This window comes from Bradyrhizobium liaoningense (assembly GCF_018130785.1).
In the GTDB taxonomy this organism is placed as follows: domain Bacteria; phylum Pseudomonadota; class Alphaproteobacteria; order Rhizobiales; family Xanthobacteraceae; genus Bradyrhizobium; species Bradyrhizobium liaoningense_A.
Map to the genome: position 1 here is coordinate 37,840 of NZ_JAFCJT010000021.1, position 26,631 is coordinate 64,470.

Consider the following 26,631-nt stretch of genomic DNA (forward strand, 5'->3'; position numbering starts at 1 on the left):
CCTTGCCGGCCGGGCTCCACAGATCGCGCAATCGCCCGCTGGCCGGAAACCAGTGATTCACCATCCCTCCCTAAAGATCGCCGACCGGCGCGGCCTGTCCGTCCAGCAGGATGAAACCGAAACGCATTCTGCCCACAGTGCGGCTGAGACGATGAGGCGCCGCAGCGGCGCCGAGAGAAACCAAGCTTAACAAGGTATCCGCCTGTGTCCGACTTGTCCGGTGCAGCACGATGGTTGGAGCCCGCGGCCGACACGGCTGCGAGACGGAACATCTGGCTGGCCTGCCTGCTCGCGCTGACCGCGCTGCTGGTGCTCGGCAATCTCGCCAACGATGCCAGGCTGGACGTGAAATATGGCTGGGACGTGCGCGTCAATTGCGCGGCGGTCGAGGCGCATGCCGACGGGCGCGATCCCTATTTCGTCAAAAATCTCAAGGGCACCGGGCTCTCTTATCCCTATCTGCCCGTGACGCTCGACGTGTTCCGCCCTTTCTGCGCGGGCGGCCTCCTGATCGATCATTACCGCGGCATCTTTCTCGCTCTCGCCGTGCTCTGCGGGTTGCTCCTGCCTGGTCTTGGTCACAAACGCACGAATGTGCGCGATGTCGCGCTGAGAGTGCTCTGCGTGCTCGGCGCGTTCGTCGGCTTCGAATGGGTGCAGGCCTCCGGGAATTTCGCGATCCTGAGCGGTGTGTTCACCGCTCTTGCGCTGACGCTGCTGCTGCGTCCGGCCGCCTCCGGAACGAGCGATGACCCAAGCTTTCGCTTGCGGCTTGCCGGCGCCGCGCTGCTCGGCCTCGTGACCTCGTTCAAGCTCGTGTTCTTTCCCGTGCTCGCCGCGCTCTATTTCCTGCCGCTGCCGCGTGCGCGCAAGCTGTTGTTGATCGCGGCGGCGACGGTCGGCTTCGTGCTACCGATCCTGGCGTCGAAGCTGTTTTATCCCGAGCTGTTCGCAAGCTGGCAGCTTGCGGTCGGCGGACAGATCCCCGGCCAGCATTCCGTCGATCTCCTGGAGACCAACCCGTCGCTGCTGCTACTCGCGCACAGCCTGACGGACCATGCTGGTCTGGGTGACAGCAAGCCGGCGCTGTTCGCAACCTATGCGCTGTTCGCCGGCGCGCTCGTGCTCGTACCGTTCGCTCTGTCCGTCCTGCGCGCGATCGGCGGCTGGCCGGTGCGGGGAGGGGGGTCGCTCCCGATGCGGCTGGATCGCTGGCTGATGGATCATCCCCGCGCGGCGATGCGCATCACCGTGCTGGCGATGTTCGCGCTCTATCTCAGCTCGCCGCGCCTGAAGGAGTATGCCTTCTTCGAGCTGGCGCTCTATGCGACGATCCTCGTCGTCGATCTTCCGGCCATTGCGCTCGCAACCTTCCTCACATTCGGCCTCCTGTTGCCGGCACAGATCTCGCTGACAGGGACGCAGTTCGATGGCAGCTACATCCTTCTCATGATCTCCCTGCTGTGCTTCTGGATCCTGCTCGCCGACTTTCGCGCCGAGCCGAAGCGCCTCGAGGTGGACGGCGCGCAACCATGACCGATGTCGCGATGCCGGCAGATCAGCAGCCCCTTGCCACCGATGCTTCGGCGGGCTGTTGCCCAGATGAACCGACCTTGCCGGGATCTTCAGCCGTAAATGCCTGGACCCAGCCTTCAACTTCGGCCCTGCTTATCTGGTTGGCCCTTCTTGCCCTGGAAGTCATCGCCGTCCTGCTGCTGTGTGACTCCAGGCTCTTCTTCTCACTGGACGATGCGTATATCCATCTTGCGGTCGCCGACCAGATTCTTTCGGGTGGCTACGGGATCAATGTCAGCGAATATTCATCACCAAGTTCATCAATCATCTGGCCGTATTTCCTGGCTTTGACCGAAACGCTCCATTTAGGCCCGCTCGGTCCATTGCTGATCAATATTGCAGCGGCGGGCTCAACGATCTTCGCCATCATGCGATTTCTGGAGGCGAGTGGCCTCTTCGATGGTGAAGAGTTGCCGTTCACTTGTCTGATCACGCTACTCGTGATTTTCATCACCAGCGCCGTCGCACTCCCCATGACCGGCATGGAGCACAGTGTTCACGTCTGCGCGACAATCGTGACCTTCACGGGTCTTGTCGCGACCACCCGTGGATTTGCGCCAACGCCGCTCCACTTCGCTGCACTGGTGCTGCTTCCTCTGATCCGCTTTGAAGGGATCGCGTTCGCCTGTGCCGCAATCGTGGCGTTCGCGCTGCTGGACCAGCGCCGCTTTGCGGCTGGCGCGGCGGTCGTTGTCGCCGTAAGTCTATCGGGTTATTGCGTTTTCATGGCCTCGCGCGGGCTGCCGTTGCTGCCAAGTTCCGTGTTGTTGAAGGGCTATCTGACCACTCTCGATGAGCCTGCGAGCGAACTGCCAGCTATCGTCAGGAACGTGCTGCGGAGCATGACGACGTCGTACGGACTACGGCTCATCGCGCTCGGCCTTGCAGTTGCATGGTGTGCCAATTTGTTGCGCGCCGATCGCAAAGTTCTGATCGTCTTTCTGACCGTGATCTTTGCCGTTGGGGCTCATCTCGCATGCGGTCAGTACGGGTGGTTCAATCGCTACGAGGTCTACATCATGGCGCTCGCCGCGGCCGCGTTGGTGTGGGGGGCCGCAAAGCTCAAGCCCGAGCTTTCCGGACTGCAATGGGTCCGCGCAAAGATTGGCATGGTTTTGGGGCTTGGTGTCGCCGCGATTCCTTACGTGACGGCGGCAGTGGCAACGCCGCTGGGAGCGAGCGACGTCTACGAGCAGCAACATCAGATGGCGCGTTTCGCGCAGTCGTTTTACGGGCGTCCGGTCGGAGTCAACGATCTCGGGATGGTCGCGTACGGCAATGACAACTACACGCTGGATCTCTGGGGCCTTGGATCGGAGCAGGTACGCAAGGCGAGAATGATGGGAGAATATGGTCCGGCACAGATGGCGGCCCTTGCAGAAGATCACCACGTGGGTGTCGTCATGATCTACAGCTCGTGGTTTGCCAAGGGCGTACCGTCAAGCTGGAGGAAGGTTGCCGTGCTGCGAACAAAAAGTGTGACCTTGTCGTCGCAAGATGTCGATTTTTACATCACCCCGCTGGCCGACAAGGCGGTGGTGGCTTCAGCGTTGTGGGCATTCAAGGCATCGCTCCCATCGCGCGACAGGCTGGACATTGTCACTCCGTAAGGCGAGATCACAACGGTTTATCGAGGAAGCTTCCAGCAATCGCCGGGATGCAAGCTCGTTTGCTTGAATTCGGTTCGAGAAGACCAGATTCCGAGCAGGACGAGATAGCTCGTCCAGTCGATGCGAAAATCGGTCAGCAGCAGGCTGCAGCAGAAGCAGGCTAAAGCGATGGCGATGAGAGCCCAATTCAATTGGAATGGCCGCAGAGAAATGACCTCGTTCCCTTTTTTTGGTGGGCCGGGCGACGTCTTGCGCCAATCGCATAGCGTCGAAAAGTTGGTGCGGGCAGCCGGGGTCGAACCGGCACAGCTCTCACGAGCCGAGGGATTTTAAGTCCCTTGCGTCTACCAATTTCGCCATGCCCGCTTGATCCAACGAGATCAAATAGTTAAGTCCACCTCCGGCCGTCTGGAATTGGCGCGTTTTGTGGGCCGGATGGCCGGTTCTTCCTTAAGCGAGCCGGCCGCGCAACGCAAAGCCTCAATCCGGACATCTGTTGTTGCTTTAGGCATTCTCAATCCACGGGGACTATTCATCCGGCATGACTGCTTCGCTTTCCTCTCCGCTGCGCTTCCGCGGCGCGCTTGTTGTGCTGTTGGCGGGCGCCGCGCTGTCTGGCTGCGCCGGCATGAGCGAGACGGTCGCCCCGGCCTTTGCCGATCCCGGCAAATACGAATTGTACGACTGCAAGCAGCTCGAGGCCGAGCGCAAGACGCTTGCGAGCCGCACCGCCGATTTACAGAAGCTGATGGACAAGGCCGAGACCGGCGCCGGAGGCGCCGTCGTGTCCGAGCTCGCCTATCGCAACGACTACATCGCGGTGCGCGGCTCGGCGCAGCTTGCCGAAGACGCCTGGCGCCGCAACAGGTGCCGGGAGACGCCGCCGAACGCGGCGCCGACGGCCTCGGCGCCGCAGCCGCCGGTCATCAAGCCCGCCCCGCGATCTGGCGCCGCCGTTCGCTGAGCCGGCACGACTGCGCCCCCATCACGGCCGCCAGCCGTAGATCCAGTCCTGCCGCGCCAGCATGCGCTCCGGGCCGAGCGCGCGGATCGCAACATCGCGCGCGATCGCGAGCGGCCCGCCGAGATGATAGATGCGGCCCTGCTGCCGCGCCGTCCGCTGCACCCGCCGCACCCGCGCCTGTCGCGCGCGGCCATATTGCTTCAGCGCCGCCGTGACGCCGGCCGCGCTCTCGGCAGCCTCGAGGCTCAGATGCTGAGCGAGCACGGCGGCATCCTCGATCGCCATGCCGGCGCCCTGGGCCGCGAATGGCAGCATCGCATGCACGGCGTCGCCGAGCAGGCCGATTGGTCCCTCGCTCCAGGGGCAGCCGTCGGGCACGCCGAACAGCGCCCATTTGCGCCAATTGTCGACCGGGGTGAGCATCATCCTGGCCGGCGATGGCCAGCGCGGTGCCGCGAAGGCGTCCATCACCTCGAGCGGGTCGCCCGGCGTGCTCCAGCCGGGCCTGTTCCAGGTCCCCGGCAGCACGGCGACCACGTTGATCTGGCGCCCGCCGGCGATGGGATAGGCGACGAGATGGGCGTTCGGACCCATCCAGAGCTGCACCCGCCGCGCGGTAAAATCCTTCGGCAGTTGCGTGGCATCGAGCGTGCCGCGCCAGGCGATCAGGCCGGAGAAGCGCGGTTGCACCTCGGGAAACAGATGCTGGCGTACTGTCGACCAGATGCCGTCGGCGCCGATCAGCGCACTGGCCAGATCGCTGCGGCGTATCGTGCCGCTGCGATGGACGACCGTCAGTCCCTTGGCGTGGGGCGCCACATCCTCGAAGGTCGCACCCAACTTCAGGTCTATATCGGGGTGATCGGCAACCGCACCGGCCAGTGCGGATTGCAGGTCGGCGCGGTGCACCACCCAATAGGGGGCGCCAGCCCGCGCGGAAGCGGCTTCGCCGAGCGGCATGCGCAGCAGTTCGCCGCCGGCCCGCGCGCTCATGACGCAGAGCGCCTCAGGCGTGACGGCGCGCAGCCTGAGCCTCTCGGTGAGGCCGAGCTCGACCAGCACGCGGCTGGCATTGGGGGAGAGTTGCAGGCCGGCGCCGACTTCCTCAAGCCGCTCGGCCTTCTCCAGCACGACGATGCGGAAGCCGCGGGCTGCGAGCGCAAGCGCGGCCGTCAGTCCACCGATGCCGGCACCGGCGATGACAATCGTTCTGGAGAGCGCCACCCCTGACCGTGAGAGGCGGTCAGGCCACCTTGTCCTTCAGCACGCATTCCGGCGGACGGGCTTCGCCCGGCTTCAGGTCGGCGGCGAAACGGTACAGCGTCGAGCAATAGGGGCAGATGATCTCGTTGTCGTTGCCGAGGTCCAGGAAGACGTGCGGATGATCGAACGGAGGGTTGGCGCCGACGCACATGAACTCTTGCGAGCCGATCTCGATGACGGGGACACCGGCATCGTTATGGAAGTGCGGGACGACATGGTCGGACATCGTAGTTCATCCTGGAGTGGCAATGGCGGCAGACACAATCAAATACTGACGCGGCATCTTTGAGGCGCCGCGGACCATACTGGTGGGTACAGATGATTGCTAGTCCAGCGGAACCGAAAGGTTCGCAATTGCCCCATGCTCATTTGCTCATGCAAATTCGACACAATCTTACGGCCAGAGAGAAGCCCTTCTTTCGTCGGGGACGTTGTGTCGCAATTTTGGCGTACTATGTCTTTGGGCGAGCGGAATTGCGACGAAATACCAACCATCAGGCGCAAATGATCTCGGGACCGTCCAGGCTCTTGGCATGAAGTGGCTGCGAATCAGCGCAGCGTTGACCGGTATTGCGGCATGCAGCTTCATGCTCGCGCAGGTAGCGCCGCATACCCGCGAGGCTGGCGCGATCATCGCAGCCCAGGACGATCCGGCGACGCTCTCCGAGCTCAGGCTCGATGCGCTGCTGCGGCAGAACGACCGCCTGGTTCAGGACAATATCGAGGCCGCGCTCGCCGCCGGCGACGCCGATCTCGCTGACAGTTTTGTCGCGCTGGCGCGTGATCGCAACATCGCGCTGCCCGACGACCTCCTCAATCGCGTGAGCGATGCGGTGAGGGAAGAAAATTCGACCCGGCATTTCGCCAAACGGTTCGCAACCGGCCTCGTCACCGGCAACGCCGACGATGTCGCGAGCCTGTCCGGAACCGTCGCCGGCGATCTTTTCGTGATCGGCGACATCAGGGACGTCGTGCGCGAGGGCAAGCACCTCGCCATGGGCGAGGACACCGATCGCCTGGTGCTGGGGCTTGCGACCGCGGGCCTTGCCGTGACGGCCGTGACCTACGTGTCGGTCGGCGGCGCTGCGCCTGTTCGTGCCGGACTGACGCTGGTGAAGGATGCCCGCAAGGTTGGACGGCTCGGCGAGGGACTTGCCTTATGGGCCGGCCGGTCGGCGCGTGAGGTGGTCGATACGCCGATGCTCCAGAACGCCGTCGCCAAGGGTTCTGTGTTCCGGCCCGGCGAGACCGTGAGCGCGATCAAGGCGGCGTTCCGTGCCGAGAAGGCCGGTGCGCTGGTCCGGCTCGGGAAGGACGTCACCCGCGTTGCCGAAAAGACCGGCACGCGCGGCGCCATGGATACGCTGCGCATCGCCGAAGGCCCGAAGGACGTCGCGCGCGCGGCCCGGCTTGCGGAAGCGCAGGGCGGCAAGACCCGCGCGATCATGAAGCTGCTCGGCCGCGGCGCGCTGCTACTCGCCGGCGGCATGTTCGATCTAGCGCTCTGGCTGTTCGGCGCGGCACTGACGCTGTTCGGCCTGCTGTCTTCAATCAAGGCGACGACGGAGCGCCTGACCCAGGCCTGGTGCGACCGCAGACGGGCGCGCGGGCTCCGCCGCGCGAAACTTGCCGCTGACGCCGCTCTGGCGAACGCGGCCGTCACGGCCTAAGATCAAACCTCTCCCCTCAAGACTGCGGAACTGCTGATGCCGAGCTTTCACAACGGCGACGTTGAAATTGCCTATCTCGACGAAGGCGAGGGCGATCCGATCATCCTGGTGCACGGCTTTGCCTCGAGCAAGAACGTGAACTGGGTCTATCCGACCTGGGTCTCGGAATTGCGCAAGAACGGCCGCCGCGTCATCGCGCTCGACAATCGCGGGCATGGCGAAAGCGCAAAACTCTACGAGCCCAAGCAGTACTCGATCCCGACCATGGCCGGTGACGTGCTCGCGCTGATGGATCACCTCGCGATTCCGCAGGCCGACATCATGGGCTATTCGATGGGCGGACGGATGACGGCCTGGCTCTCCCTCAACGAGCCGCAGCGCCTGCGCTCGGCGATCCTCGGCGGCATCGGTATCGGTGGCCTGATCGAGGGTACCGGGCCCGGCGAGAACGTCGCGAAGGCGCTGGAAGCGCCCTCGCTCGACGACGTCACCGATCCCGTCGGCCGCACGTTTCGCGCCTTCGCCGAACAGACCCGTTCTGATCGTCGTGCGCTCGCCGCCTGCCTGCGCGGCACGCGTGACCTCATGACGAAGGACGAAGCAGCGCGCATCGACGTGCCCGTGCTGATCGCGGTCGGCTCGACCGACGACGTCGCAGGATCCGCCGGCGCGCTCGGCGCCATCATCCCGAGATCGGAAGTGCTCGACATCCCGAACCGCGATCACATGCGCGCGGTCGGCGACAAGGTCTACAAGACCGGCGTGCTCGACTTTCTCTCACGCCGCGGCTGAGGTCTCGTCCGACGGTTCGTCGTCGCTCAGGCGACGCGTCAGCGCCGTCAGCACGACGAAGGTGGCAACCCACACCATCCGCGCGCCGTAGCGATCGTGGGGGCCCGAGATCACGCCGCAGATGAAGGCGTTGCCGAGCAGCGCCAGCGTGACGGTCGCTGCGAGCAGCGTCAGATCGTCGAGCCGGCGGTTTGCGAGCGCATGCGCGAGCAATATGATGAGCGCCAGCATCGAGGCCAGCGCGACGGGAACGTGCAGCCAGTTGACGTGATCGAAATCGAGGCCGTGATTCTGTTGCCGCGCCGCGCGCATCGGCGCGACCTGCGCCGGGAGGTAGCGCTCGATGATGCCGTAGGTGTGTCCAATCCAGACATTGGTGCCTTCGCCGGTCGCGACATGCATCAGTTGCTGGCCCATCGCCCGCAGCGCCGCGCCGGCCTGCCAGGCCGGATAGTCGGCGAGCGAATGCACGACGATATAGCCCATCTCGTCATTCATGCCTTCGAAGCGGCCGAGCGTGTTGAACATGCTCCTGCCCCACAGGAACTCGTCGGCGGTTGCCGGCAATTCGTTGCGGTAGGGACAGAGCTTGAAGTGTTCGCGCGGGCAGTGGTCATTGAGGAAGCGCGCGACGATGCCATCCTGCATCATACGGCCGAAGGCGACGCCGTAGCCCCCGGGCGTCCAGGCCCATTTGCCTGACAGCGCGTGGTTCGCCGACACCAGCATCAGGCCGCCCACGACGATGGTCAGGCTCGCCTGCGTCAATCCGGCAATCGGGAGACGGCGCCCCAGAAACGGCCGCGCGATCCAGCCGGCGGCGCAGAGCCCGAACAGCACGCCGAGCGTGGCGCTGTGGGTCGCCGCGGCAAAGGCTGTGAAGACGAACAGCGAGATTTTCTCGAGCGTTGAAATCCTGCTGCCGCCGACGACCAGCAGGAACAGCGACAGGATCGAGAGCCCTGCAAAGATGTCCGTGAGCAGCATGCTCGCGAGCCAGGGCAACGCGGTCGACAGGATCAGGAGCAGGCTGATCGCGACGAAGCGAAACGTCTGCATCAATCCGAGTACGCGCAGCGTCAGCTGCAGCAGCCACAGCGTCGCCAGCGACTGGACCGCGAGGTTGATCCAGAAACCGAAATTCTCGCCATAGTGCAGATAGAGGCCGAACACGGTGGAGCGGCTCGGGACCAGATAGCCCTCGTACCAGCGCGCCAGATAGCCGCCGGTATCCCATTGTAACAGCGGATAGCCATTCCAGAATGCCGGTGCGATCAGGAGGAGGGGCAGCGCCACCGCCGCCAGCCGCAGCCAAAACGAGCCCGCGGCGCGCGCGCGCAATTGTTCGGTGGTGATGCTCAAATCCGCTCCGTCGTCTTCGGGACCATGCCCGCAATAGCCGTTGAGGCGGAATTCACCAATAGTTTGAAGCCGCCCGGCTTGAATTTGGCAAAACCCTGACCATTTTGAGCCGACCTAGCCGCTCGGGGGCGTCAGAAGAAACTGTTGTGTTTCAACGCGTTGGCATGCTTTCGCGGGGCAAGGCACTGTTCACTCTCAGGCAAGCCCGTCAGGACTTTGTCGCCTAGACTGTGGTATAGAGCCAGCAAAACGAGCCCAATTCGAAAGAGCAGATCTCATGGCAGTTCATCAGGTCAATCCGGGAGGAAAGCTCGCAACGCTTGATCCGATCTGGGATCGGATTCGCGGCGAAGCGGAGGACATCGTCCATCGCGAGCCTGAGCTTGCGACCTTCATCTATTCGACGGTGCTGCATCACAGCCGCCTGGAAGATTCGGTGATCCACCGTCTTGCCGACCGGCTCGATCATTCCGCGCTCTCGGGTGATCTCGTGCGCCAGACCTATGACGAGGCGCTGCGCGACGATCCCGATCTCGGCAACGCCTTCCGCGCCGACCTCGTCGCCGTCTATGATCGCGATCCCGCGACGGCGCGCTTCATCGACCCCTTGCTCTACTTCAAGGGCTTTCACGCCATCCAGACCCATCGCCTCGCGCACTGGCTCTGGCTGAAGGGCCGCAAGGACTTTGCGTATTATCTCCAGAGCCGCGCCTCGGCGGTGTTCCAGACCGACATCAATCCCGCCGCGCGCATCGGCCGCGGCATCTTCCTCGACCACGCCACCGGCTTCGTCTGCGGTGAGACCGCGGTGATCGAGGACGACGTCTCGATCCTGCACGGCGTCACGCTCGGCGGTACCGGCAAGGAGAACGAGGACCGTCATCCCAAAATCCGCCACGGCGTGCTGATCGGCGCCGGCGCGAAAATCCTCGGCAACATCGAGATCGGCCATTGCGCGCGCATCGCGGCGGGCTCGGTCGTGGTCAAGCCGGTGCCGCACAACGTCACGGTTGCCGGTGTGCCCGCCAAGATCGTCGGCGAAGCCGGCTGCGCCGAACCGTCGCGCACCATGGATCAGATGATCAACGCGATGGGGCTTTGAGCTAGCGTGTAAGGGCCGGATTCTCCGGTCCTTTTCGTCCCCAAATTCTTTGGCAATTCATGCTGGCGGTTCGTCGCATCTCGTCCTAAAACCCGCCGACCAATTTCGATCGGAGACTTGCCGTGGACGTCAAAGAAGTCAGAAAGCTGGACGCGTATCTGAAGCGCGTATTCGGCAATCCCAAGATCCGCGTCGTGCCGCGGCCGAAGAAGGATGATTCCGCCGAGGTCTATATCGGCGAGGAGTTCATCGGCGTGCTCTTCGTCGACGACGAGGATGATGATCGCTCGTTCCAGTTCCAGATGGCGATCCTCGAGGACGATCTCGTCGATCAGGAATAACGCGGCGATCGTGTCGCTCATTGGGGCCGCGCTTTGCGCGACCCCTTATTCTATTTCTTCGCAAGAATGCGCAGACGCGCCGTGGCATCGGCCACGATGATGCTCTCGGCATCGACGAGGTCGGCTTGCACGACCATGTCGCGATCCGTTCGCTCGATGACCCGCGCACGCGCGGTGATGGGGCCGACCGCCGCAGGCTTCAGGAAGCGCGTATCCAGGCTCTTGGTCACCACCGTCAGGTCGGGCGCGAGCGCCGCCAGCGCGCAAATCCCGGTGGCGGAGTCGAGCATCGCCGCCAGGAAGCCGTTGTCCCGTGCCTGTTGGTGAACGCGCTCTGGGCCTGAAAGCGGATCAGCGCTGTTTGTCCCGTCTCGTCGAAGCCGAGCCATTCGCGGCCCAGCAATTGGGCGCCGGGTGGGAGATTTGCTGCCGCGTCGCTCACGTCGATCACCACGCTTTCGTCGGTGAGCCTAGCAGCCGGTCAATGCCGCGCAAGCGCGACGCGCGTCATCCGCGTGGTCCGCGCAATTGCGTCGTCAGCCTGTCCAGAGCTTCCGCGACGTCGCGCCATTGCGACAGCCAGCTGCGCGGAAAGCGGAAGGTGAGGTCGGCGCCCCCGACGCGGCGTTCGGAGAGACACATGCCGGGCGTCGCCGCATCGCGCGTGCAGCGCGCGGTGAGTGCAGGGTTTGCAGCGGAATAGAAGTCCTCGCTGCCATAGGGTGTGTCGCTACGGAACGTCCGCATCGTCAGCCCGTCTGCCGCATTGGTCGCGGCCTGGTCGAGATAGCGCGGATAGATCGTGGCTGTTCGCTGTTCCGGCGCGAGTGCATCGTGATGCGCCGATATCGACAGGAAGACGCGGTCGATCGGCTGCATCGCCTCTTCGACGGTGTCGGCGGTGACGTGCTTTGGCGCGCCCGGCGGTTCCAGTGAGGGATAGAGGAAGTCGAGATCGATGCGTTCCTGCGGCCCGGAGTGCCGCTGGATCTTCATCCGGATCGCCGTCGTCGGAACGTTGAACAGCGTACCGCCGACGCTCACCGGTAGCCTGTCCGGCGCGTTCGCACCGCGCGAGCCCCAGGTCGGCCACAGCAGATAGGCGACCAGCGCGACCGCGCCCACCGCAGCAACGCCGGCGAGCACGATCGGGACGACATGCGCCCGTGGGTGCGTCCTGGAGGACCTGAGGGAGGTTGCCGAAAACATCGTCATGAGCTTGCGCAAGTCGAGCCGGGAAGTCGGCCGGTGGCCGACGAATCAGCGGCGAATATGCCATGCGGCGGCGAATTCGCGCAGCGTTCCCCGCTGCCGGGACGGGGGAGGGCCCTGCGCGGACCGGTTGCCGTCGTTAACCTTCCCTTAAGGATAATGTAGCGTTAACCGGCACTCTTTGTCACAGGAAGGCTCCGGCGTTGCGTAAGGGCGGACCGTTCCGATGACACCTGAAGCCTTCAATTCTCTCTTCTCGATCTGCATCGGTTTCGCGCTCGCGGGCGCGCTCGTGAACGGATACCAGGCGTTTGCGCAACGGCCGGCAGGCTTCGGCCTGTTGCAGGACGGCGTGGCGCCGAAGACGTTTGCGGCGGTTCCGTTCCTGGTGTTCGCGGCGCCCTTCATCATCATGCGCAACACGCTGCGCGGCATGCGGGTGGAAAGCCGCCGCGTCGAATTCGTGATGATGGCGACCGTCATCGCCGGCTTCTGGAGCATGATGAGCGGCACCTTCTTCCTGATGACGCTGCGCGCCGCCGGCGTTCTGGTCTGACGTTTGCCTCTCGGCCGGGCCCTTTGCTTCAGGGCCGCCGTTTCGCTATGGCTGGGGTCAAAATGACAGGAGACCTCGATGGCGATCTATGAGCTCGACGGGCAGGCGCCCGATCTTCCCTCGGACGGCAATTACTTCATCGCTGAGACCGCCACCGTGATCGGCCGCGTGCGCCTGAAGCCGGGTGCGAGCGTCTGGTTCGGCGCGGTGCTGCGCGGCGACAACGAGTGGATCGAGATCGGCGAGGGCGCCAATGTGCAGGACGGCTCGACCTGCCACACCGATCTCGGCTTTCCCATGGCCATCGGCAAGAACTGCACCGTCGGTCACAACGTCATCCTGCACGGCTGCACGATCGAGGAGGGCGCGCTGATCGGCATGGGCTCGATCGTGATGAACGGCGCGAAGATCGGCCGCAACAGCATCGTCGGCGCCGGCTCCGTCATCACCGAAGGCAAGGAGTTTCCCGAGCGCTCGCTGATCATCGGCTCGCCCGCGCGCGTGATCCGCACGCTCGATGACGCCCAGGTGCAGAAGATGGGGAGTGCGGCGAGGTTCTACGTGGCCAATGGCCCGCGCTTCAAGAAAGGCCTGAAGCGGATCGACTAGCTGCCTTCGGATTCGCGGGCTTCCATGGCGCCCGCAATCTTCTCATGGCCCGCCGACCACAGCGCATGCTCATCGCTGCCGTCCGAGTAAGGATTGGCTTCGGCCGGGATGTTTTCGCGCGCGGCGCGTTCGCCCTCCGCAAAAGGATCGCGATCGGTCATCGTGATTTTGCCTTTCTGGCTTTGGAACGCGCAGCCGGCTCGGCGGTGTCCTTGTTTGCGCTGATCGCGCCTCCATCCTCGCTTTCAAGCTGATGTGACGGGATTTGTTCCGGAACGGGTCTTGGGTGCGACCGTTGACAGCCAAAGGAGCATTCCCGATGGCCTCATCGCCTGCAAACAATTCAATCAAGACCTTGATCGTGATCCTCAGTCTCGCCGCGATGCCGGCGGTGTCGTTCGCACAAACAACCGGCGGCGCAACCGGGTCCAGCGGATCGACGGGAGGTGTCGCCAACTCCCCGGCGCCGCCGCCCGGCACCAACAGTCTCGGTACGGCGCAATCATCCGGCGCGTCCGCCGGGCGCACCACCGGCATGGGCACAGGCGGGTCTGCCGATGCCACCGTCAATGCGGAGAACAAACTGCTCGACAAGAAGATGAAGGGCATCTGCCGCGGCTGCTGATGCTCGCGCGGAAGTGAGGCAGTGAGGCTGTCAGGAAGGCTCGGGTGACGGTAGCTTGATCCTGCTTTGAAGCGTGGAACGTCTCCGCGCGGAGGATCGAGTGAAATGTTACGCAAGATGATGATGGCGGCGCTGGCCGTCGCGGCGGTCGGGTTGTCGGCGCCGCAGGCCGCCCAGGCGAGAGGCGGTTTCGGCCATGGCGGCGGCGGCTGGGGACACGGTGGCGGCTGGGGCCATGGCGGCGGTTGGGGCCATGGTGGCGGTTGGGGCCATGGCGGCCACTGGCGTGGCGGCGGCTTCTGGCCGGGCGTCGCGATCGGGGCGGGTCTCGCCGGCGCCGGCTACTACGGCGGCTATTACGGCTATGGCTACCCCTACTACGGCAATCCCTATTACTATGGTACCGGCTACGACGATGGTGGTTATGGTGGCTGCTATGTCGTGCGGAAGCGCATCATGACGCCGTCGGGCTGGCGTGTCCGCCGCGTGGATGTCTGCGAATAGCGTCTGCGACGCCAAGTCAGGACTACCGGGCCAGATCTACCAAAAGACCGGGCCCACCAAAAAACAAGGCCGTTGACGCAGTATACCGTCAACGACCTTGCCAGCCCCGGACATTGAAATCGGCTCACGCCATCCGGTAACCGGGAGCATCGCGCGGAATCATACGGGCGAATGTGATCCAGTTCACAAGTGGAAAAATTTATAGTCACAAGCCATGACCCGATTAGCCGCGCGAGCGCTTGCGGGCACTGGCATGAACGCGGCGCGACGGTTTCCTGCGGGTAACCGAGGGTGTCTCCGCCTCCGTGGCCCGGGCGCTGGCATAGGATTGCCGCAAGCCATCGACGGACTCGTTCAGGGTTGCGACCTGCTCGGACAGGCGCTTGGTGTCGGCCTGCTGGAATGCGAGCAGCTTCTTCACCGTCTGGAGCTGGTCCTGCACGACCTGGAGCTGGTCGATCGATTCCTGCTGGGTCGCCTCCAGCCCCTTGGTCTTCTCGACCAGCTGCTCGGAGGCCTGGGCCGTGCGGGCCTGGAGCTGCCGCGACGCCACCACCCGGTCGGTCTCGGGAGCTGCGCCGGTATAGGCGCGCCAGATCGCGATCGAGGTCACGCCGGAGACGAGGAGCAGGAGGGCCACGGCGGTCAGCGCGATCGGCTGTGCGCCAAGGCGAAGGAGGGGATTGGACGGTGTGCCCTGGGCGAGATCGATCATCGCTGACAAAACCCAAATTGAAACTTGGTGAGTGGCGAAGACCGGCGACCCAAGGGCGGCCGGGGCGTCCCGAAAGTGTTACCAATCAGCAACAAATGGGACCAAAAAGAGGCTAACGGCAAAAAACCAGCAATTAGTTGGTCTTGAGGCCCCTGACGGTCCTTAAAAGACCAGGGATCAAGGCTGGAACGGCGAAAACGGCCCGGAATAGGTCTTCGAGCGCGGGGCCGCGTAGGGTCCGAGCCGGGAGGTCTTCAGTCCCAGCCGCCCCAGTGATTCTGCCAGCGTGACCGCCGCCGCGACGCCGTCGACCACGGGCAGGCCGTGTGTGACCGAGAGCTCGCCGGCGAGATCGGCCATGCCGGCACAGCCGAGCACGATCGCCTCCGCCCGATCGTCGCGGATCGCCGCGGTGATCTCCGCGGAGATCTTGCCGAGAGCATCGGTATTGCGCTCCTCGAGCGCGAGCACCGGGACCTCGGCGGCGCGGACGCGGACGCAGCGCTCGGCGAGACCGTATCTCCGTAAGTTATGCTCGATCGGCACGATGGAGACACCGAGCGTCGTCACCACGGCAAAGCGCGCCGCGATCAGGCTCGCCATGTGGAAGCCGGCTTCCCCGATGCCGACCACCGGCGCTTTCGCGGCGGCACGCGCGGCGTCGAGGCCGGTGTCGTCGAAGCAGGCGATGATGTGCGCATCCGCGCCGTCGCGATCGGCCTCCCGGATGCAGCCGAGCATGCCGGGCACGGCAAAGGCTTCGTCGTAAAATCCCTCGATCGAGACCGGGCCCATCGTCGGCTGGCGCGCGTCGATCACGGTGTCGGGCAAGGCGACGCTGCGCGCCGCAGCGGCGATCTTCGCCGTCATCGTCACAGTGGTGTTGGGATTGACGACGTGTAGCCGCATCAGATCAGACAAGCCCCTTGCCGGCGTCCGAGCCTTTGGCCGCCTGCCGCTTGTTCAGCACGTGGATGGTGCCGAGCGCAAGGGCGATCACGGTGAACGACACCGCCGAGATCACGGTGCCGAGCGCATAGATGTCGGGGTTCGTCACCGTGGTGGTGAGGCCCTGGAGATCGAGCGGCAGCGTGTTCACGGCCCCGATTGCCTGGCTGGAGCGAGCGAGCTCGTCCCAGGATAGCGTGAACCCGAACAGGCCGATGCCGATCACGGAGGGCAGGATGATCGGCAGCACGACATGACGGAAGGCCTGCCACGGCGTCGCGCCGAGATCGCGCGCGGCTTCTTCCAGCCGGGGATCGAAGCGGTTGAAGATCGCGAACATGATGAGCAGGCCGAACGGCAGCGTCCAGGTCAGATGCGCGCCGAGACCTGATGTGAGCAGGCCCATCGAGGTCTCGAAATTCTCGTTCCAATGCGCCTTGATCAGATCGTCGATGATGCGGAATTCCAGCGAGATGCCGAGCGACGTGATGATCGAGGGAACGATCAGGCTCGCGATCGCCGAGTAAAACAGAATGCTCTGCGCCTTGAACTTGCGGCGGAAGGCCATGCCGGCGGCGACCGAGAGCACGACGGTCACGACCATCACGATCAGGCCAAGCAGCAGCGAGCGGCGGAAGGCCGCGCCGAGATCGACGATGCCGGTGCCCTGGAACAGTTTTGCGATCCAGAAGGTCGACACGCCATTCATCGGGAAGGTGAGGCCGCCCTGCGGCCCCTGGAACGAGAGAACGTAGATCGCGATCATCGGGCCGTAGAGAAACAGCACATAGGCCGCGAAGAAGATCGCGAGCACGTAGAAAGAGCGCGGACGTCCCTCCTTCATGCTCTAGAGCTCCTTCTTGATGTCGACGATGCGCGACATCATGGTGATGATCAGGAAGGTGATGATGAGCAGGATCACGGCGTTGGCGGCGGCGGCCGGGAATTGCAGCGCGTTCACCCGCGTCTCGATGATCTTGCCGGCAGCCGCGATCTGCTGGCCGCCCATCACGCCGATGGTGATGAAGTCGCCCATCACGATGGTGATGACGAAGATCGAGCCGATCACGATGCCGGGCTTGGCGAGTGGAATGATGACGTTGACCAGCGTCTGGAAGCCGGTGGCGCCGGCGTCATAGGCGGCCTCGATCAGCGACTTGTCGATGCGCACCATCGAATTGAAGATCGGCACCACCATGAAGAAGGTGAAGAGGTGGACCAGCGCCAGCACCACGGAGAATTCGGAGAACAGCAGCCATTCCAGCGGGTGGTTGATCAATCCGCTCTTGACCAGTCCGGAGTTCACCAGGCCGTTGCGCCCGAGCAGCGGGATCCAGGCGATCATGCGGATGACGTTAGAGGTCCAGAACGGGATCGTGCAGAGCAGCGACAGTCCCATCTGCCAGGTCTTGGACTTGACGTGGAAGGCGAGGAAGTAGGCGACCCAGAAGCCGATGAAGAGCGTGATGACCCAGACCAGGAAGCACAGCTTCAACGTCTTCAGATAGGTCTTGGCGATGGTGCAGAGATCGGGGAGCTGTGCGATGCAGCCTTCGAACGTGTCGGTGTAGCCGCGGCCGGAGAAGGCCGGCAGCAACTGGTATTCGTTGTAGTCCCAGAAGGAGACGATGACGACGAAGACCAGAGGGATCAGGAAGAAGGCGAGAAACACCAGCATCATCGGCCCGGCCTGAAGCCAGGAGATGAAGGAGGGCGACAGGCGCGTCACTTTCGCGGCGCGCGCGGTGCCCGCCCCCGGGATCAAGCCCGGGGACGCCTGTTGCAGGATGTCCTCTGACGTGTCCATCAAATTACGCCGCGATGAACTCGTTCCACTTGCGGACCATGTAGTCGTTCTCGTCCATCACGGCGTTCCAGCAGGCGACGCCGCCCATGCGGTCCTCGTAGGAGCCGCCGTCGCGCACCGTGCCGGCCTTCTCGAGCAGCGAGCCGTCGGGCGCCTTGATGTCCTTTTCGGCCGCCTTGCCTTCCATCCAGTACGCCCATTCGTAGGGCTCCATATGCGCCTTCGCGGTGGAGAGCACGGCGGAGTAGTAGCCCTGGCGGTTAAGATAGGCGCCGGCATAACCGGACAGGAACCAGTTGACGAATTCATAGGCCCATTCGAGCTTCGCACCCGACACGCCCTTGGAGACGCAGAAGCCCGAGGCCCAGGAGCGATAGCCTTCCTTCAGCGGCTGGAAGGTGCAGGCAATCCCCATCGAGCGCACCTTCGTCACCGCCGGCGACCACATCGACTGGATCACGGTCTCGCCTGACGCCATCAGGTTGACGCTCTCGTTGAAGTCCTTCCAGAAGGCGCGGAACTGGCCGGCTTTCTTGGCTTCGGTCATCACCTTCATGGTCAGATCGATCTCCTCCTTGGTCATGTTGCCCTTGTCGGCATATTTGTACTTGCCGGTGGCTTCCACGACCATCGCGGCATCCATGATGCCGATCGAGGGGATGTTGAGGATCGAGGCCTTGCCCTTGAATTCGGGGTTGAGCAGCTCGGCCCAGGAGCTGATCGGCCGCTTGATCAGGTCGGGACGGATGCCGAGCGTGTCGGCGTTGTAGACGGTCGGGATCAGCGTGACGAACTCGGTCGCCGACGTCGCGAACTTCTTGGAGTCCTTGCCTTCGAGATAGAGCACCTTCCAGGGCGCAGTGCCCTGGCCGCCGATCTTCTTGCCGCCCGGCGTCTCGCCCTTGGTGAAGACCGGCGTGATGTTGTCGAATTCCTTGATCTTCCTGGCGTCGAGCGCAAGGATGTTGCCCGACGGCACGATCTTCTTCAGCGAGAAATATTCGGTGTCCAGCACGTCGAACGAGTTCGGCTGGGTCATGACGCGCTTGGTGACGTCGTCGGTGGTCGCAGTGATGTATTCGATCTTGATGCCGGTGTCCTTCAGGCACTGCTTGGAGATGTCGTCGCCCTCGTTCACGGCGGTGCCGAGATAGCGCAGCACCTTGGTCTCGGCCGACTTCACATAGGGAAAGCCGGTGATTGCGCCGGAGCCGGCGGCAAGGCCCGCGAGGCCCGCGGTGCTCTTCAATAGCGTGCGGCGGCTGACGCCGGTCTTCCTGGTCGTCTCGGTCATATCGCTCACTCCTCTGTGTTGCGCATTTTCTGAACGGAGGCGCTATTGCAGGCGTTGCGCCTTGGCGGGATCCCAGGTGGCCAGCACCCGATCGCCCGGGCGGAACGGGTGAACATCGAAGGCGGCCTCGGAAACGTGGGAGAACAGGGACGTGCCGTCATCGAGCGTGAGCGAGACGGCGATGTAGGAGCCCTGGTACTCGGTCTGGGTCAGCAGCGCCGGCGCGCCGAAGGCACCGTCAGTGAACGGCACGATGCCGAGCTGATCGGCGCGCACGGCGATGAGGTTTCCGGCGTCGCTGAGGACGTTGTGGCCGCCGATGAAGCGCGCCACGAATTCGGTGCGGGGGTTGTGGAAGATCTCGCGAGCGGTGCCCTGCTGCTCGATCCTGCCGTGGTTCATCACCACGATGTGGTCGGCGAGCGCCATCGCTTCCTCCTGGCCGTGGGTGACCTGGATGAAGCTGATGCCGAGCTCGCGCTGAAGGCGCTTCAACTCGCCGCGCATCTTCACCCGCAGGAACGGATCGAGCGCGGAGAGTGGCTCGTCGAGCAGCAGGATCTGCGGCTCGGTGATCAGGGCGCGAGCCAGCGCCACGCGTTGCTGCTGGCCGCCGGAGAGTTGGGCCGGGAGCCGGCCTGCATAGGGGCTCATTGCGACCAGTTCGAGCAACTCGCCGGCGCGCTTGTGGCGCGTCGGCTTATCGATGCCGCGCATTTTCAGGGCAAAGGCGACGTTGTCGAGCACGGTCAGATGCGGAAACAGCGCGTAGGACTGGAACATCATCGCCGTACCGCGCTTGGCGGGCTCGAGGTCGGTCACGTTCTGCGCACCGAGGATGATGTCGCCTCCGCTGACCGCCTCGTGGCCCGCGATCATGCGCAAGGTCGAGGTCTTGCCGCAGCCGGAGGGGCCGAGCAGGCAGCAATAGGTGCCGGCCGGGATCTTCAAATTGACGGTGTCGACCGCCAGCGTCGTATCGTAGCGCTTGGTGACGGCGACCAATTCGAGAGCGGCGGGAGTGGCCATGGCGTGTCCAAGGGAGGGGCGATGCTCCCGTCTCTCCGCAAGGTCCGTGCCAACCGCCCTTGGCCGGCTGAATTTCCGAACTGTGCAGCTGAGTCAGGTCGTTAGATCGAATCCGACGCCTTTGGCCGTCACCGCGCCCGCCTGCTTCGCTGCACACAAAACAGGCGCTGATTGTATAAAGTTTCGCCTGTGATTGGATACAGCTCGTCGACTAACATTCAAGGCCGAACGTCGCCGATCGAGCCCTCACACCCAACCCTTCGAACCGATGGCCGCCAAGACTCGCCCGAAATCCGACGCGCCAGACGCGAGCGACCGCGTCAGCCGTATCAGGGAGGGTGTGACCGCGGCGATCCTCGAGCATCGCCTGCTGCCGGGCACGAAGCTCGGCGAGGACGAGATCGGCGAGATCTACGGCGCCAGCCGCACGCTGGTCCGCACGGCGCTCCAGCAGCTTGCGCATGAGGGCATCGTCAACATCGAGAAGAACCGCGGCGCCTTCGTCGCGCGGCCGACGCCGGGCGATGCCCGTGAAGTTTTCGAGGCGCGCCGCCTGATCGAGCCCACCATCGTCGATCACGCGATCGATGCGGTGTCACCGGCCTGGATCGATCGCCTCCAGCAACATCTTACCGAGGAGCGTGAGGCGGAGCTACGCGGTGACGCGCGCGCCTCGGTGCGGCTCTCCGGCGAGTTTCATCGTCTCGTTGCCGAGATGAGCGGCCACAGCATCTATCTCGGCTTCCTGAAAGAGCTGATCGCGCGCTCCTCGCTCATCATCCTGCTCTACCGCCGCCACGACACGCCGGCCTGCGGCACCGATCATCACGCCGGCATCGTCGCGGCGATCCGCAAGCGCGACAGAAAGGCTGCGCGCGTGCAGATGCTGTCGCATCTCGACGAGATCGAGGCCGAGCTGTTCCTGAAGGATCCCGCCGCCGACGAGCTTCGGCTCGCCGACGTGCTCGGCGCGTGAGCGAGCGCGCCCTCCGGCTAGGTCAGCGGCGGTCCCTGGTTTCGCCTGACGATCTTGAGCACGAGCAGGACGGCGCCGAGCGCCAGAAACAGCACGCCCAAAATCGTCAAGCCGGTGGATTCGAATGTCACGCCGACGGCAGTCAGCAGGCATCCGGCGATGATTGCGAAGAGACCGCCGAGCTTCTTGGTCAGCAGAACGTGTCCGTCACTCGTCTGTGCCACCATGTCACGCCTCGTCCACTTGATGTCGGGCCTGCCTTCGAGGCCCCCTGATGCCCCCATCATCCTCTCGCACGGCCCGGGCGGATCGTACTCCTGCGCAAGGCGATTGCAATCTGGCGTTGATCGCGAGGCCAAGCCGCCGACCGATTTTTGATTAGAGTTCTACAGAATCGAGACAGTAGCGCTTACTCATTTACCAAGAATTCCCGGTCGATCGCACAGTCCCCGCGTTTCTCATGACGTCGTATGGCTGGCTTGCAGAATCGTCTCATGGTTGCAAATTGACTCGCTTCGATCTTCGGCATCAACTGGCGCACAAGCGTCGGGTTCTAGAACGGAGCCGACTTGCGTTTGATCCGTTCTGCGGAGTGGTGCCATGGCGCGACCTCTGGCTGACGAACAAGAGGCGGCTTACGTCTCGACCGGCCATCTCCCCGGTCCGGAGACCGTTCAATCGCTGGTGACCGAGGCGCAGCGACGGTTTCGATCAAATCGCGACGGAAACAACTCGCAGGTCTATCCCGCGCTGGCGCGCGTTCCGAGCGAGCTGTTCGGGGTCTGTGTCGTCGGAACCAGCGGGCAGGTCTACGGTGCCGGCGAGGTCGACTACGAATTCTCCATCATGAGCGTGTCAAAGCCGTTCCTGTTCGCGCTGGTCTGCGAGGCCATCGGGCCGGAGGAGGCGCGCGCGAAGCTCGGCGCGAACGCGACCGGGCTTCCGTTCAACTCGCTCGCCGCGATCGAGCAGGGCGGCGGGCGTACCAACCCGATGGTGAACGCCGGCGCGATCGCCACGACCAGCCTCGCGCCGGGCGCCACCGCCGCGGCGCGATGGACGTTCATCCATGACGGGCTGTCGCGCTTTGCCGGCCGCAAGCTGCCGCTCAACGACGAGGTCTACGCGTCGGCGTCGGAGACCAATTTCCGCAACCGCAGCATCGCGCGGCTGCTGGAGAGCTACAACCGCATCTATTGCGATGCCAAGGAGGCGACCGATCTCTACACGCGGCAGTGCTCGCTCAATGTGAGCGCACGCGACCTCGCCGTGATGGGCGCAACGCTCGCCGACGGCGGCGTCAATCCGGTGACGAAGCAGCGCGTGGTGGATGCTTCGGTCTGCCACTACGCGCTCGCCGTCATGATCACGGCCGGGCTCTACGAGACCTCTGGCGACTGGCTCTACGACATCGGTCTGCCCGGCAAGAGCGGGATCGGCGGCGGCATCGTCGCGGTGTCGCCCGGCAAGGGCGGGTTCGGCACCTTCGCGCCGCCGCTCGACGCCGCCGGCAACAGCGTGCGGGGGCAGCTCGCCGCAAAGTTCCTGTCGCAGCGGCTGGGGATGGATCTGTTCGTATCGCAACCGGAAAAGTGAACCGAAGCTGAAGGGGGCGGCGGGCGCAGGCTTGACCGACCACAACGCCGATCAAGCCGGAGGATGTCATGGCCACGCAGACAATGTCGATCGGCGGTATTCACCAGGAGGAGCGCGCGTCATGGGTTCCCATGATCGCCATTGCGCTCGGCCAGATGATCATGTCGTTCAACGTCGCCTCGCTGCCGGTGGCCATGGGCGGCATGGTGACGAGCTTTGGCGTTGCGCCGACGACCGTCGCGACCGGAATTGTCGCTTATTCGATGCTGGTTGCGGGCTTCGTCATGCTCGGCGCCAAGCTCGCCCAGCGCTTTGGCGCGTTGCAGGTGTTCCGCGGCGCGGTCGTGCTGTTCCTCGTCTCGCAGCTGATGATGACGTTCAGCCCGACGGCGACGATCATGATTTCGGCGCAGGCGCTCTGCGGCGCGGCCGGTGCGGCGATCGTGCCCTCGCTGGTGGCGCTCATTGCCGAGAACTATGCCGGCCGTCAGCAGGCGACCGCACTTGGCGCGCTCGGCTCGGCCCGCGCTGCGGCGGGCGTACTGGCTTTCGTCATAGGCGGCGTGCTCGGGACTTACATCGGCTGGCGGCCGGCGTTCGGCATCCTGATCGCGGCCTCGGCCATCGTTTTTCTGATGAGCTTTCGTCTCCGGGCCGATCGCGGCCGGCCGGACGTGCAGATCGATCTGGTCGGCGTCACGCTCGCCGCAAGCGCGATCATCCTCATCAGCTTCGGCTTCAACAATCTGAATGGCTGGGGCCTCGCGGTAGCCACGCCGAATGCGCCGTTCAATCTGCTCGGGCTCTCGCCCGCGCCGGTCATGATCGTGCTCGGCATCGTGCTGGGGCAGGCGTTCCTGCTCTGGACGCGCCGGCGGCAGGCCGCGGGGAAGACGCCGCTGCTGGCGCTGGAGGTGATCGATTCGCCGCAGGAGCGTTGCGCAGTCTTTGCGCTTTTCGCGGTGGTGGCGCTGGAGGCTGCACTGAATTTCACCGTGCCGCTTTACATCCAGATCGTCCAGGGGCGTTCGCCGATTGCGACCGCGATCGCGATGATGCCGTTCAATCTCACGGTCTTCTTCTCGGCGATGCTGATCGTCAACGTCTATGAGCGGCTGACGCCGCGTCAGATCGGCCGTTACGGCTTTGCATGCTGCACCATCGCGCTGGTCTGGCTCGCCTTCGTCGTGCGCAACGACTGGAGCGAGGTTCCCGTGCTGTTCGGGCTCGTCCTGTTCGGCATCGGCCAGGGCTCGCTGCTGACGTTGCTGTTCAACGTCCTGGTGACGGCGTCTCCGAAAACACTTGCCGGTGACGTCGGCTCGTTGCGCGGCACGACGCAAAACCTCGCCGCCGCAGTGGGGACCGCGGTCGCAGGGGCGCTTCTGGTCGGCCTGCTCAGCACCATCGCGCTCGGCAAGATCACAGCGAGCCCTGTGCTGACGCCGGAGCTTCAGGCCCAGGTCGATCTCGACAACATCACCTTCGTCAGCAACGACCGCCTGCGCAGCGTACTCGAACGCACGAGCGGATCGCCGGAGCAGGTGGCGGAGGCTGTGCGCGTGAACACCGAGGCGCGGCTGCGCGCGCTCAAGATCGGACTGCTCATCATGGCGGGCCTGGCGCTGATCGCGATCATCCCGGCGGGGCGGCTGCCCGACTATCTGCCGGGCGAGATTCCCGGCGATGAGTCCGCTGCAAAAACGTGAGTTCAAAAAATGGGGTGGGGGACTCGTGAAAGGACTGCCCATGAATGAACTGGATCGCCGCGGCGCGCTGCGCCTGCTGCTTGGAGGCGTGATCCTCGCAGGTGCGGGCGTCAGCCTGTGGTCGCGGGACGCCGCGGCCTTGCCCGAGATATCGCCAGCCGATCATGCCGCTCCAGGCAGGCGTGAACCCGTTGCCGGCACCTTTGCGCAGCAGACCGCCCGTCCGCTGCCGGCACCGGGCCATCGGCCGCCGCATCGGCCGTCGCCGCGGCACCGGCGGCGTCGGCGCTGGGAGTGCTGGTGGCATCGTGGCCGCCGTCATTGCGGATGGCGCTGGAGATAAACCTGGAGATAAACCTGGAGATAAACGGAGGAGGATGTCATGACGACTTACGACCATGGTGCGCCGATGGGCGCGACCGGCCTGCCGCAACCGCCCCGCTGGGTCTGCGTGCTCCTGGGTCTCTTCATGGTGTTCGCAGGACTGATGGTGCTCGGCGACATTGCGTTGTTCACCGTGGTCAGCGCGCTGTTCATCGGCTGGATGGCCATCGCCGCCGGCGCCTTCGAGATCTTCCACGCGTTCTGGACCAAGGGATGGGGCGGCTTTGTCTGGCAGATCATACTCGGCACTCTCTACATCGCCGTTGGCATCGTCCTCGTCACCCAGCCGGTGACCGGCGCGCTCCTGCTCACCTATGTGCTCGGCATTGCGCTGCTGGCCTCCGGTGTGGTGCGGATGCTGATCGGCATCGGTCGCTGGCAGCAGGGCGGCGGGATCATGGTCGCATCCGGCCTGTTTGGCGTTCTGGCGGGGCTCGTCATCCTCACGGGCTTTCCGATGACCGGGCTCTGGGTCCTCGGACTGCTGCTCGGCATCGACTTGTTGTCCCACGGCATCGGGTGGCTGACGTTCGCCTGGACGCCTGCGGCTCGTGCCGCGTAGCTTTGTGCGGAGATTGAGCATGTCGGGTGCGACGACGGCGGCTGGCCTGTTGAGGGCCGTGGCACTGCTTGCAATCGGAATGACCTTCGGCGCGCCGCCGGCATCGGCGCAGCAGGACCCCGCTGTTCTGTTCCGCAATGTCCGGATCTTCGACGGCAAGGCTGGTGCACTCTCCACACCGTCGAGTGTCCTTGTCCGGAACAGGACGATCGAGAAGATTTCGGCCAGCGACATCACGGCCGCCGCTCAAGTCATCGACGGCGGCGGCCGCGTGCTGATGCCGGGGCTGATCGACGCGCATTGGCACGCGATGCTGGTGCGGCCCACACCGATGGCCGCACTCGCGGGCGATGTCGGCTACAACAATCTGCTCGCCGCCAGCGAAGCAACGGCTACATTGATGCGCGGCTTTACCACCATACGCGACATGGGCGGCCCGAGTTTCGGCCTCAAGCAGGCCATCGACGAGGACCTCGTCGCTGGCCCGCGGATCTATCCGTCCGGCGCAATCATCACCATCACCGGTGGCCATGGCGACTTCCGGCAGCTCTCCGATCTGCCGCGAACCATCGGCGGCATGCTCAGCCGCATGGAGCGGATCGGCGGCAGCATGGTCGCCGACAGTCCGGACGAGGTGCGCGTGCGGGCGCGCGAGCAGCTGATGCAGGGCGCCTCGCAGGTCAAGCTCACGGCGGGCGGCGGCGTCGCGTCGCCCTTCAGTCCGCTCGACGTCTCCACTTTCACCGAGCCCGAATTGCGCGCGGCCGTCGAGGCCGCCGACAATTGGGGCACCTACGTCGCTACGCACGCTTATACGCCGGTCGCGATCCAGCGCTCGATCGCGGCCGGTGTCAGATGCATCGAGCACGGTCATCTCATGGACGAGGCGAGCGCGAAGCTGATGGCGGAGAAGGGAATCTGGCTCAGCACCCAGCCGTTCCTGGATATGTCCATGGCTGCCGCGCTCGGGCCTTCGGAACAGGACAAGATGCGGCAGGTGGTTGCCGGCACCGACCGTGTCTATGCGTTGGCGAAAAAATACGGCATCAAGACCGCGTTCGGCACCGACGTCCTGTTCTCGAAGGCGCTGGCTGACAGGCAGGGCGCGATGCTGGCTGCGCTGACGCGCTGGTATACGCCGGCGGAAGCGCTGACGATGGCGACGTCGACCAACGCCGAATTGCTGAGCCTGTCGGGCCCGCGCAATCCCTATCCGGGCAAGCTTGGCGTGGTGGCGGAGGGCGCGCTCGCCGATCTCCTGCTGGTCGACGGCAATCCGCTCGACGACATCAGGCTCGTCGAAGATCCCGCGAAGAATTTTGTGGTGATCATGAAGGGCGGAAAAATCTACAAGAACAGCCTTCCGCACTGACGCGAGCATGCCGGTGTGACCTGCGACATTGGACCGCTTCTAGTCCCGCTCGTC

30 protein-coding genes and 1 tRNA gene are annotated in these 26,631 nt (G+C 64.4%); 17 read left to right on the forward strand and 14 right to left on the reverse strand.

Annotated elements, in window-relative coordinates; genetic code table 11:
- The first annotated feature begins 204 nt into the window (after positions 1 to 204).
- Entirely contained in the window at positions 205 to 1,536 is a 1,332-nt protein-coding gene (locus JQ627_RS30020; RefSeq protein WP_212487989.1) for a hypothetical protein, read from the forward strand.
- Positions 1,533 to 3,185: a hypothetical protein gene (locus tag JQ627_RS30025; RefSeq protein WP_249143495.1), complete on the forward strand. Its 1,653-nt coding sequence runs from the start codon at positions 1,533 to 1,535 to the stop codon at positions 3,183 to 3,185. The genes JQ627_RS30020 and JQ627_RS30025 overlap by 4 nt, the downstream gene beginning before the upstream one ends.
- A gap of 277 nt (positions 3,186 to 3,462) precedes the next feature.
- On the opposite strand, the gene JQ627_RS30030 is transcribed toward JQ627_RS30025, so the two are convergent.
- A tRNA-Leu gene (locus JQ627_RS30030) sits at positions 3,463 to 3,551 on the reverse strand.
- A gap of 175 nt (positions 3,552 to 3,726) precedes the next feature.
- Here JQ627_RS30030 and JQ627_RS30035 point away from each other — a divergent pair.
- Positions 3,727 to 4,149 (forward strand): twin-arginine translocation pathway signal, encoded by a 423-nt coding sequence (locus tag JQ627_RS30035; protein ID WP_212487990.1) that lies wholly within the window; start codon positions 3,727 to 3,729, stop codon positions 4,147 to 4,149.
- A 21-nt stretch (positions 4,150 to 4,170) separates the two neighbouring features.
- Here JQ627_RS30035 and JQ627_RS30040 read toward each other — a convergent pair whose 3' ends face one another.
- Both JQ627_RS30040 and JQ627_RS30045 read right to left on the reverse strand, forming a co-directional pair.
- Positions 4,171 to 5,373: an FAD-dependent monooxygenase gene (locus JQ627_RS30040; RefSeq protein ID WP_212487991.1), complete on the reverse strand. Its 1,203-nt coding sequence runs from the start codon at positions 5,371 to 5,373 to the stop codon at positions 4,171 to 4,173.
- A gap of 19 nt (positions 5,374 to 5,392) precedes the next feature.
- Positions 5,393 to 5,638 (reverse strand): zinc-finger domain-containing protein, encoded by a 246-nt coding sequence (locus tag JQ627_RS30045; RefSeq protein WP_008562814.1) that lies wholly within the window; start codon positions 5,636 to 5,638, stop codon positions 5,393 to 5,395.
- A gap of 307 nt (positions 5,639 to 5,945) precedes the next feature.
- Between JQ627_RS30045 and JQ627_RS30050 the strand changes: the two genes are divergently transcribed.
- Positions 5,946 to 7,082 (forward strand): hypothetical protein, encoded by a 1,137-nt coding sequence (locus JQ627_RS30050; protein ID WP_212487992.1) that lies wholly within the window; start codon positions 5,946 to 5,948, stop codon positions 7,080 to 7,082.
- A gap of 36 nt (positions 7,083 to 7,118) precedes the next feature.
- Positions 7,119 to 7,874: an alpha/beta fold hydrolase gene (locus JQ627_RS30055; RefSeq protein WP_212487993.1), complete on the forward strand. Its 756-nt coding sequence runs from the start codon at positions 7,119 to 7,121 to the stop codon at positions 7,872 to 7,874.
- On the opposite strand, the gene JQ627_RS30060 is transcribed toward JQ627_RS30055, so the two are convergent.
- On the reverse strand, positions 7,860 to 9,236 hold the full coding sequence (locus tag JQ627_RS30060) for a hypothetical protein (protein ID WP_212487994.1): 1,377 nt from the start codon (positions 9,234 to 9,236) through the stop codon (positions 7,860 to 7,862). The two genes, JQ627_RS30055 and JQ627_RS30060, sit on opposite strands and share 15 nt — an antisense overlap.
- 277 nt (positions 9,237 to 9,513) lie before the next feature.
- Here JQ627_RS30060 and cysE point away from each other — a divergent pair, with 277 nt between their 5' ends.
- Complete coding sequence (gene cysE / locus JQ627_RS30065) at positions 9,514 to 10,338, forward strand: serine O-acetyltransferase (protein ID WP_212487995.1); 825 nt, start codon at positions 9,514 to 9,516, stop codon at positions 10,336 to 10,338.
- A 122-nt stretch (positions 10,339 to 10,460) separates the two neighbouring features.
- A complete protein-coding gene (locus JQ627_RS30070; protein ID WP_007602550.1) occupies positions 10,461 to 10,679 on the forward strand; it encodes a DUF3126 family protein in 219 nt (72 codons plus the stop codon).
- A 50-nt stretch (positions 10,680 to 10,729) separates the two neighbouring features.
- On the opposite strand, the gene JQ627_RS30075 is transcribed toward JQ627_RS30070, so the two are convergent.
- Together JQ627_RS30075 and JQ627_RS30080 are read right to left on the reverse strand one after the other, a co-directional pair.
- On the reverse strand, positions 10,730 to 11,068 hold the full coding sequence (locus JQ627_RS30075; RefSeq protein WP_249143496.1) for a PaaI family thioesterase: 339 nt from the start codon (positions 11,066 to 11,068) through the stop codon (positions 10,730 to 10,732).
- A 118-nt stretch (positions 11,069 to 11,186) separates the two neighbouring features.
- Positions 11,187 to 11,894 (reverse strand): hypothetical protein, encoded by a 708-nt coding sequence (locus JQ627_RS30080; RefSeq protein WP_212487996.1) that lies wholly within the window; start codon positions 11,892 to 11,894, stop codon positions 11,187 to 11,189.
- A gap of 223 nt (positions 11,895 to 12,117) precedes the next feature.
- On the opposite strand from JQ627_RS30080, the gene JQ627_RS30085 reads away from it, so the two are divergent.
- Positions 12,118 to 12,447 (forward strand): DUF6949 family protein, encoded by a 330-nt coding sequence (locus JQ627_RS30085; RefSeq protein ID WP_014494286.1) that lies wholly within the window; start codon positions 12,118 to 12,120, stop codon positions 12,445 to 12,447.
- Positions 12,448 to 12,525: 78 nt separating this feature from the next.
- Complete coding sequence (locus JQ627_RS30090) at positions 12,526 to 13,056, forward strand: gamma carbonic anhydrase family protein (RefSeq protein ID WP_212487997.1); 531 nt, start codon at positions 12,526 to 12,528, stop codon at positions 13,054 to 13,056.
- On the opposite strand, the gene JQ627_RS30095 is transcribed toward JQ627_RS30090, so the two are convergent.
- Positions 13,053 to 13,217: a hypothetical protein gene (locus JQ627_RS30095; protein WP_014494288.1), complete on the reverse strand. Its 165-nt coding sequence runs from the start codon at positions 13,215 to 13,217 to the stop codon at positions 13,053 to 13,055. The two genes, JQ627_RS30090 and JQ627_RS30095, sit on opposite strands and share 4 nt — an antisense overlap.
- Positions 13,218 to 13,375: 158 nt before the next feature.
- Between JQ627_RS30095 and JQ627_RS30100 the strand changes: the two genes are divergently transcribed.
- Together JQ627_RS30100 and JQ627_RS30105 are read left to right on the forward strand one after the other, a co-directional pair.
- On the forward strand, positions 13,376 to 13,681 hold the full coding sequence (locus tag JQ627_RS30100; RefSeq protein WP_212487998.1) for a hypothetical protein: 306 nt from the start codon (positions 13,376 to 13,378) through the stop codon (positions 13,679 to 13,681).
- Positions 13,682 to 13,786: 105 nt separating this feature from the next.
- Entirely contained in the window at positions 13,787 to 14,185 is a 399-nt protein-coding gene (locus JQ627_RS30105) for a hypothetical protein (RefSeq protein ID WP_212487999.1), read from the forward strand.
- A gap of 223 nt (positions 14,186 to 14,408) precedes the next feature.
- Here JQ627_RS30105 and JQ627_RS30110 read toward each other — a convergent pair whose 3' ends face one another.
- From JQ627_RS30110 to JQ627_RS30135, 6 genes are all read right to left on the reverse strand, one after another.
- A complete protein-coding gene (locus JQ627_RS30110) occupies positions 14,409 to 14,900 on the reverse strand; it encodes a hypothetical protein (RefSeq protein WP_212488000.1) in 492 nt (163 codons plus the stop codon).
- 177 nt (positions 14,901 to 15,077) lie between these two features.
- The gene (locus tag JQ627_RS30115) at positions 15,078 to 15,809 is read right to left on the reverse strand and encodes an aspartate/glutamate racemase family protein (protein ID WP_212488072.1); all 732 of its coding nucleotides are present in this window, start codon (positions 15,807 to 15,809) and stop codon (positions 15,078 to 15,080) included.
- 4 nt (positions 15,810 to 15,813) lie between these two features.
- On the reverse strand, positions 15,814 to 16,692 hold the full coding sequence (locus JQ627_RS30120; protein WP_212488001.1) for an ABC transporter permease: 879 nt from the start codon (positions 16,690 to 16,692) through the stop codon (positions 15,814 to 15,816).
- Between the two features lie 3 nt (positions 16,693 to 16,695).
- The gene (locus JQ627_RS30125; RefSeq protein WP_212488002.1) at positions 16,696 to 17,655 is read right to left on the reverse strand and encodes an ABC transporter permease; all 960 of its coding nucleotides are present in this window, start codon (positions 17,653 to 17,655) and stop codon (positions 16,696 to 16,698) included.
- 4 nt (positions 17,656 to 17,659) lie between these two features.
- Positions 17,660 to 18,949 (reverse strand): PotD/PotF family extracellular solute-binding protein, encoded by a 1,290-nt coding sequence (locus tag JQ627_RS30130; RefSeq protein WP_212488003.1) that lies wholly within the window; start codon positions 18,947 to 18,949, stop codon positions 17,660 to 17,662.
- Between the two features lie 42 nt (positions 18,950 to 18,991).
- Complete coding sequence (locus JQ627_RS30135; RefSeq protein WP_212488004.1) at positions 18,992 to 19,978, reverse strand: ABC transporter ATP-binding protein; 987 nt, start codon at positions 19,976 to 19,978, stop codon at positions 18,992 to 18,994.
- A gap of 268 nt (positions 19,979 to 20,246) precedes the next feature.
- Between JQ627_RS30135 and JQ627_RS30140 the strand changes: the two genes are divergently transcribed.
- Positions 20,247 to 20,954, forward strand: coding sequence for a GntR family transcriptional regulator (locus JQ627_RS30140; protein ID WP_212488005.1), 708 nt, complete (start codon positions 20,247 to 20,249; stop codon positions 20,952 to 20,954).
- A gap of 17 nt (positions 20,955 to 20,971) precedes the next feature.
- On the opposite strand, the gene JQ627_RS30145 is transcribed toward JQ627_RS30140, so the two are convergent.
- Positions 20,972 to 21,181: a GPR1/FUN34/YaaH family transporter gene (locus JQ627_RS30145; protein WP_212488006.1), complete on the reverse strand. Its 210-nt coding sequence runs from the start codon at positions 21,179 to 21,181 to the stop codon at positions 20,972 to 20,974.
- Positions 21,182 to 21,554: 373 nt separating this feature from the next.
- Here JQ627_RS30145 and glsA point away from each other — a divergent pair, with 373 nt between their 5' ends.
- The 5 genes from glsA (at position 21,555) to JQ627_RS30170 (ending at position 26,577) form a co-directional block, all read left to right on the forward strand.
- Positions 21,555 to 22,550 (forward strand): glutaminase A, encoded by a 996-nt coding sequence (glsA, locus tag JQ627_RS30150; RefSeq protein ID WP_212488007.1) that lies wholly within the window; start codon positions 21,555 to 21,557, stop codon positions 22,548 to 22,550.
- 68 nt (positions 22,551 to 22,618) lie between these two features.
- Positions 22,619 to 24,259 carry an MFS transporter gene (locus JQ627_RS30155; RefSeq protein ID WP_249143497.1) on the forward strand — a complete coding sequence of 547 codons (1,641 nt, stop codon included), beginning with the start codon at positions 22,619 to 22,621 and terminating at the stop codon, positions 24,257 to 24,259.
- A gap of 40 nt (positions 24,260 to 24,299) precedes the next feature.
- On the forward strand, positions 24,300 to 24,602 hold the full coding sequence (locus tag JQ627_RS30160) for a hypothetical protein (RefSeq protein WP_212488008.1): 303 nt from the start codon (positions 24,300 to 24,302) through the stop codon (positions 24,600 to 24,602).
- A 39-nt stretch (positions 24,603 to 24,641) separates the two neighbouring features.
- Entirely contained in the window at positions 24,642 to 25,205 is a 564-nt protein-coding gene (locus JQ627_RS30165) for an HdeD family acid-resistance protein (protein ID WP_212488009.1), read from the forward strand.
- Between the two features lie 19 nt (positions 25,206 to 25,224).
- Positions 25,225 to 26,577, forward strand: coding sequence for an amidohydrolase family protein (locus JQ627_RS30170; protein ID WP_212488010.1), 1,353 nt, complete (start codon positions 25,225 to 25,227; stop codon positions 26,575 to 26,577).
- Positions 26,578 to 26,631: the final 54 nt, after the last annotated feature.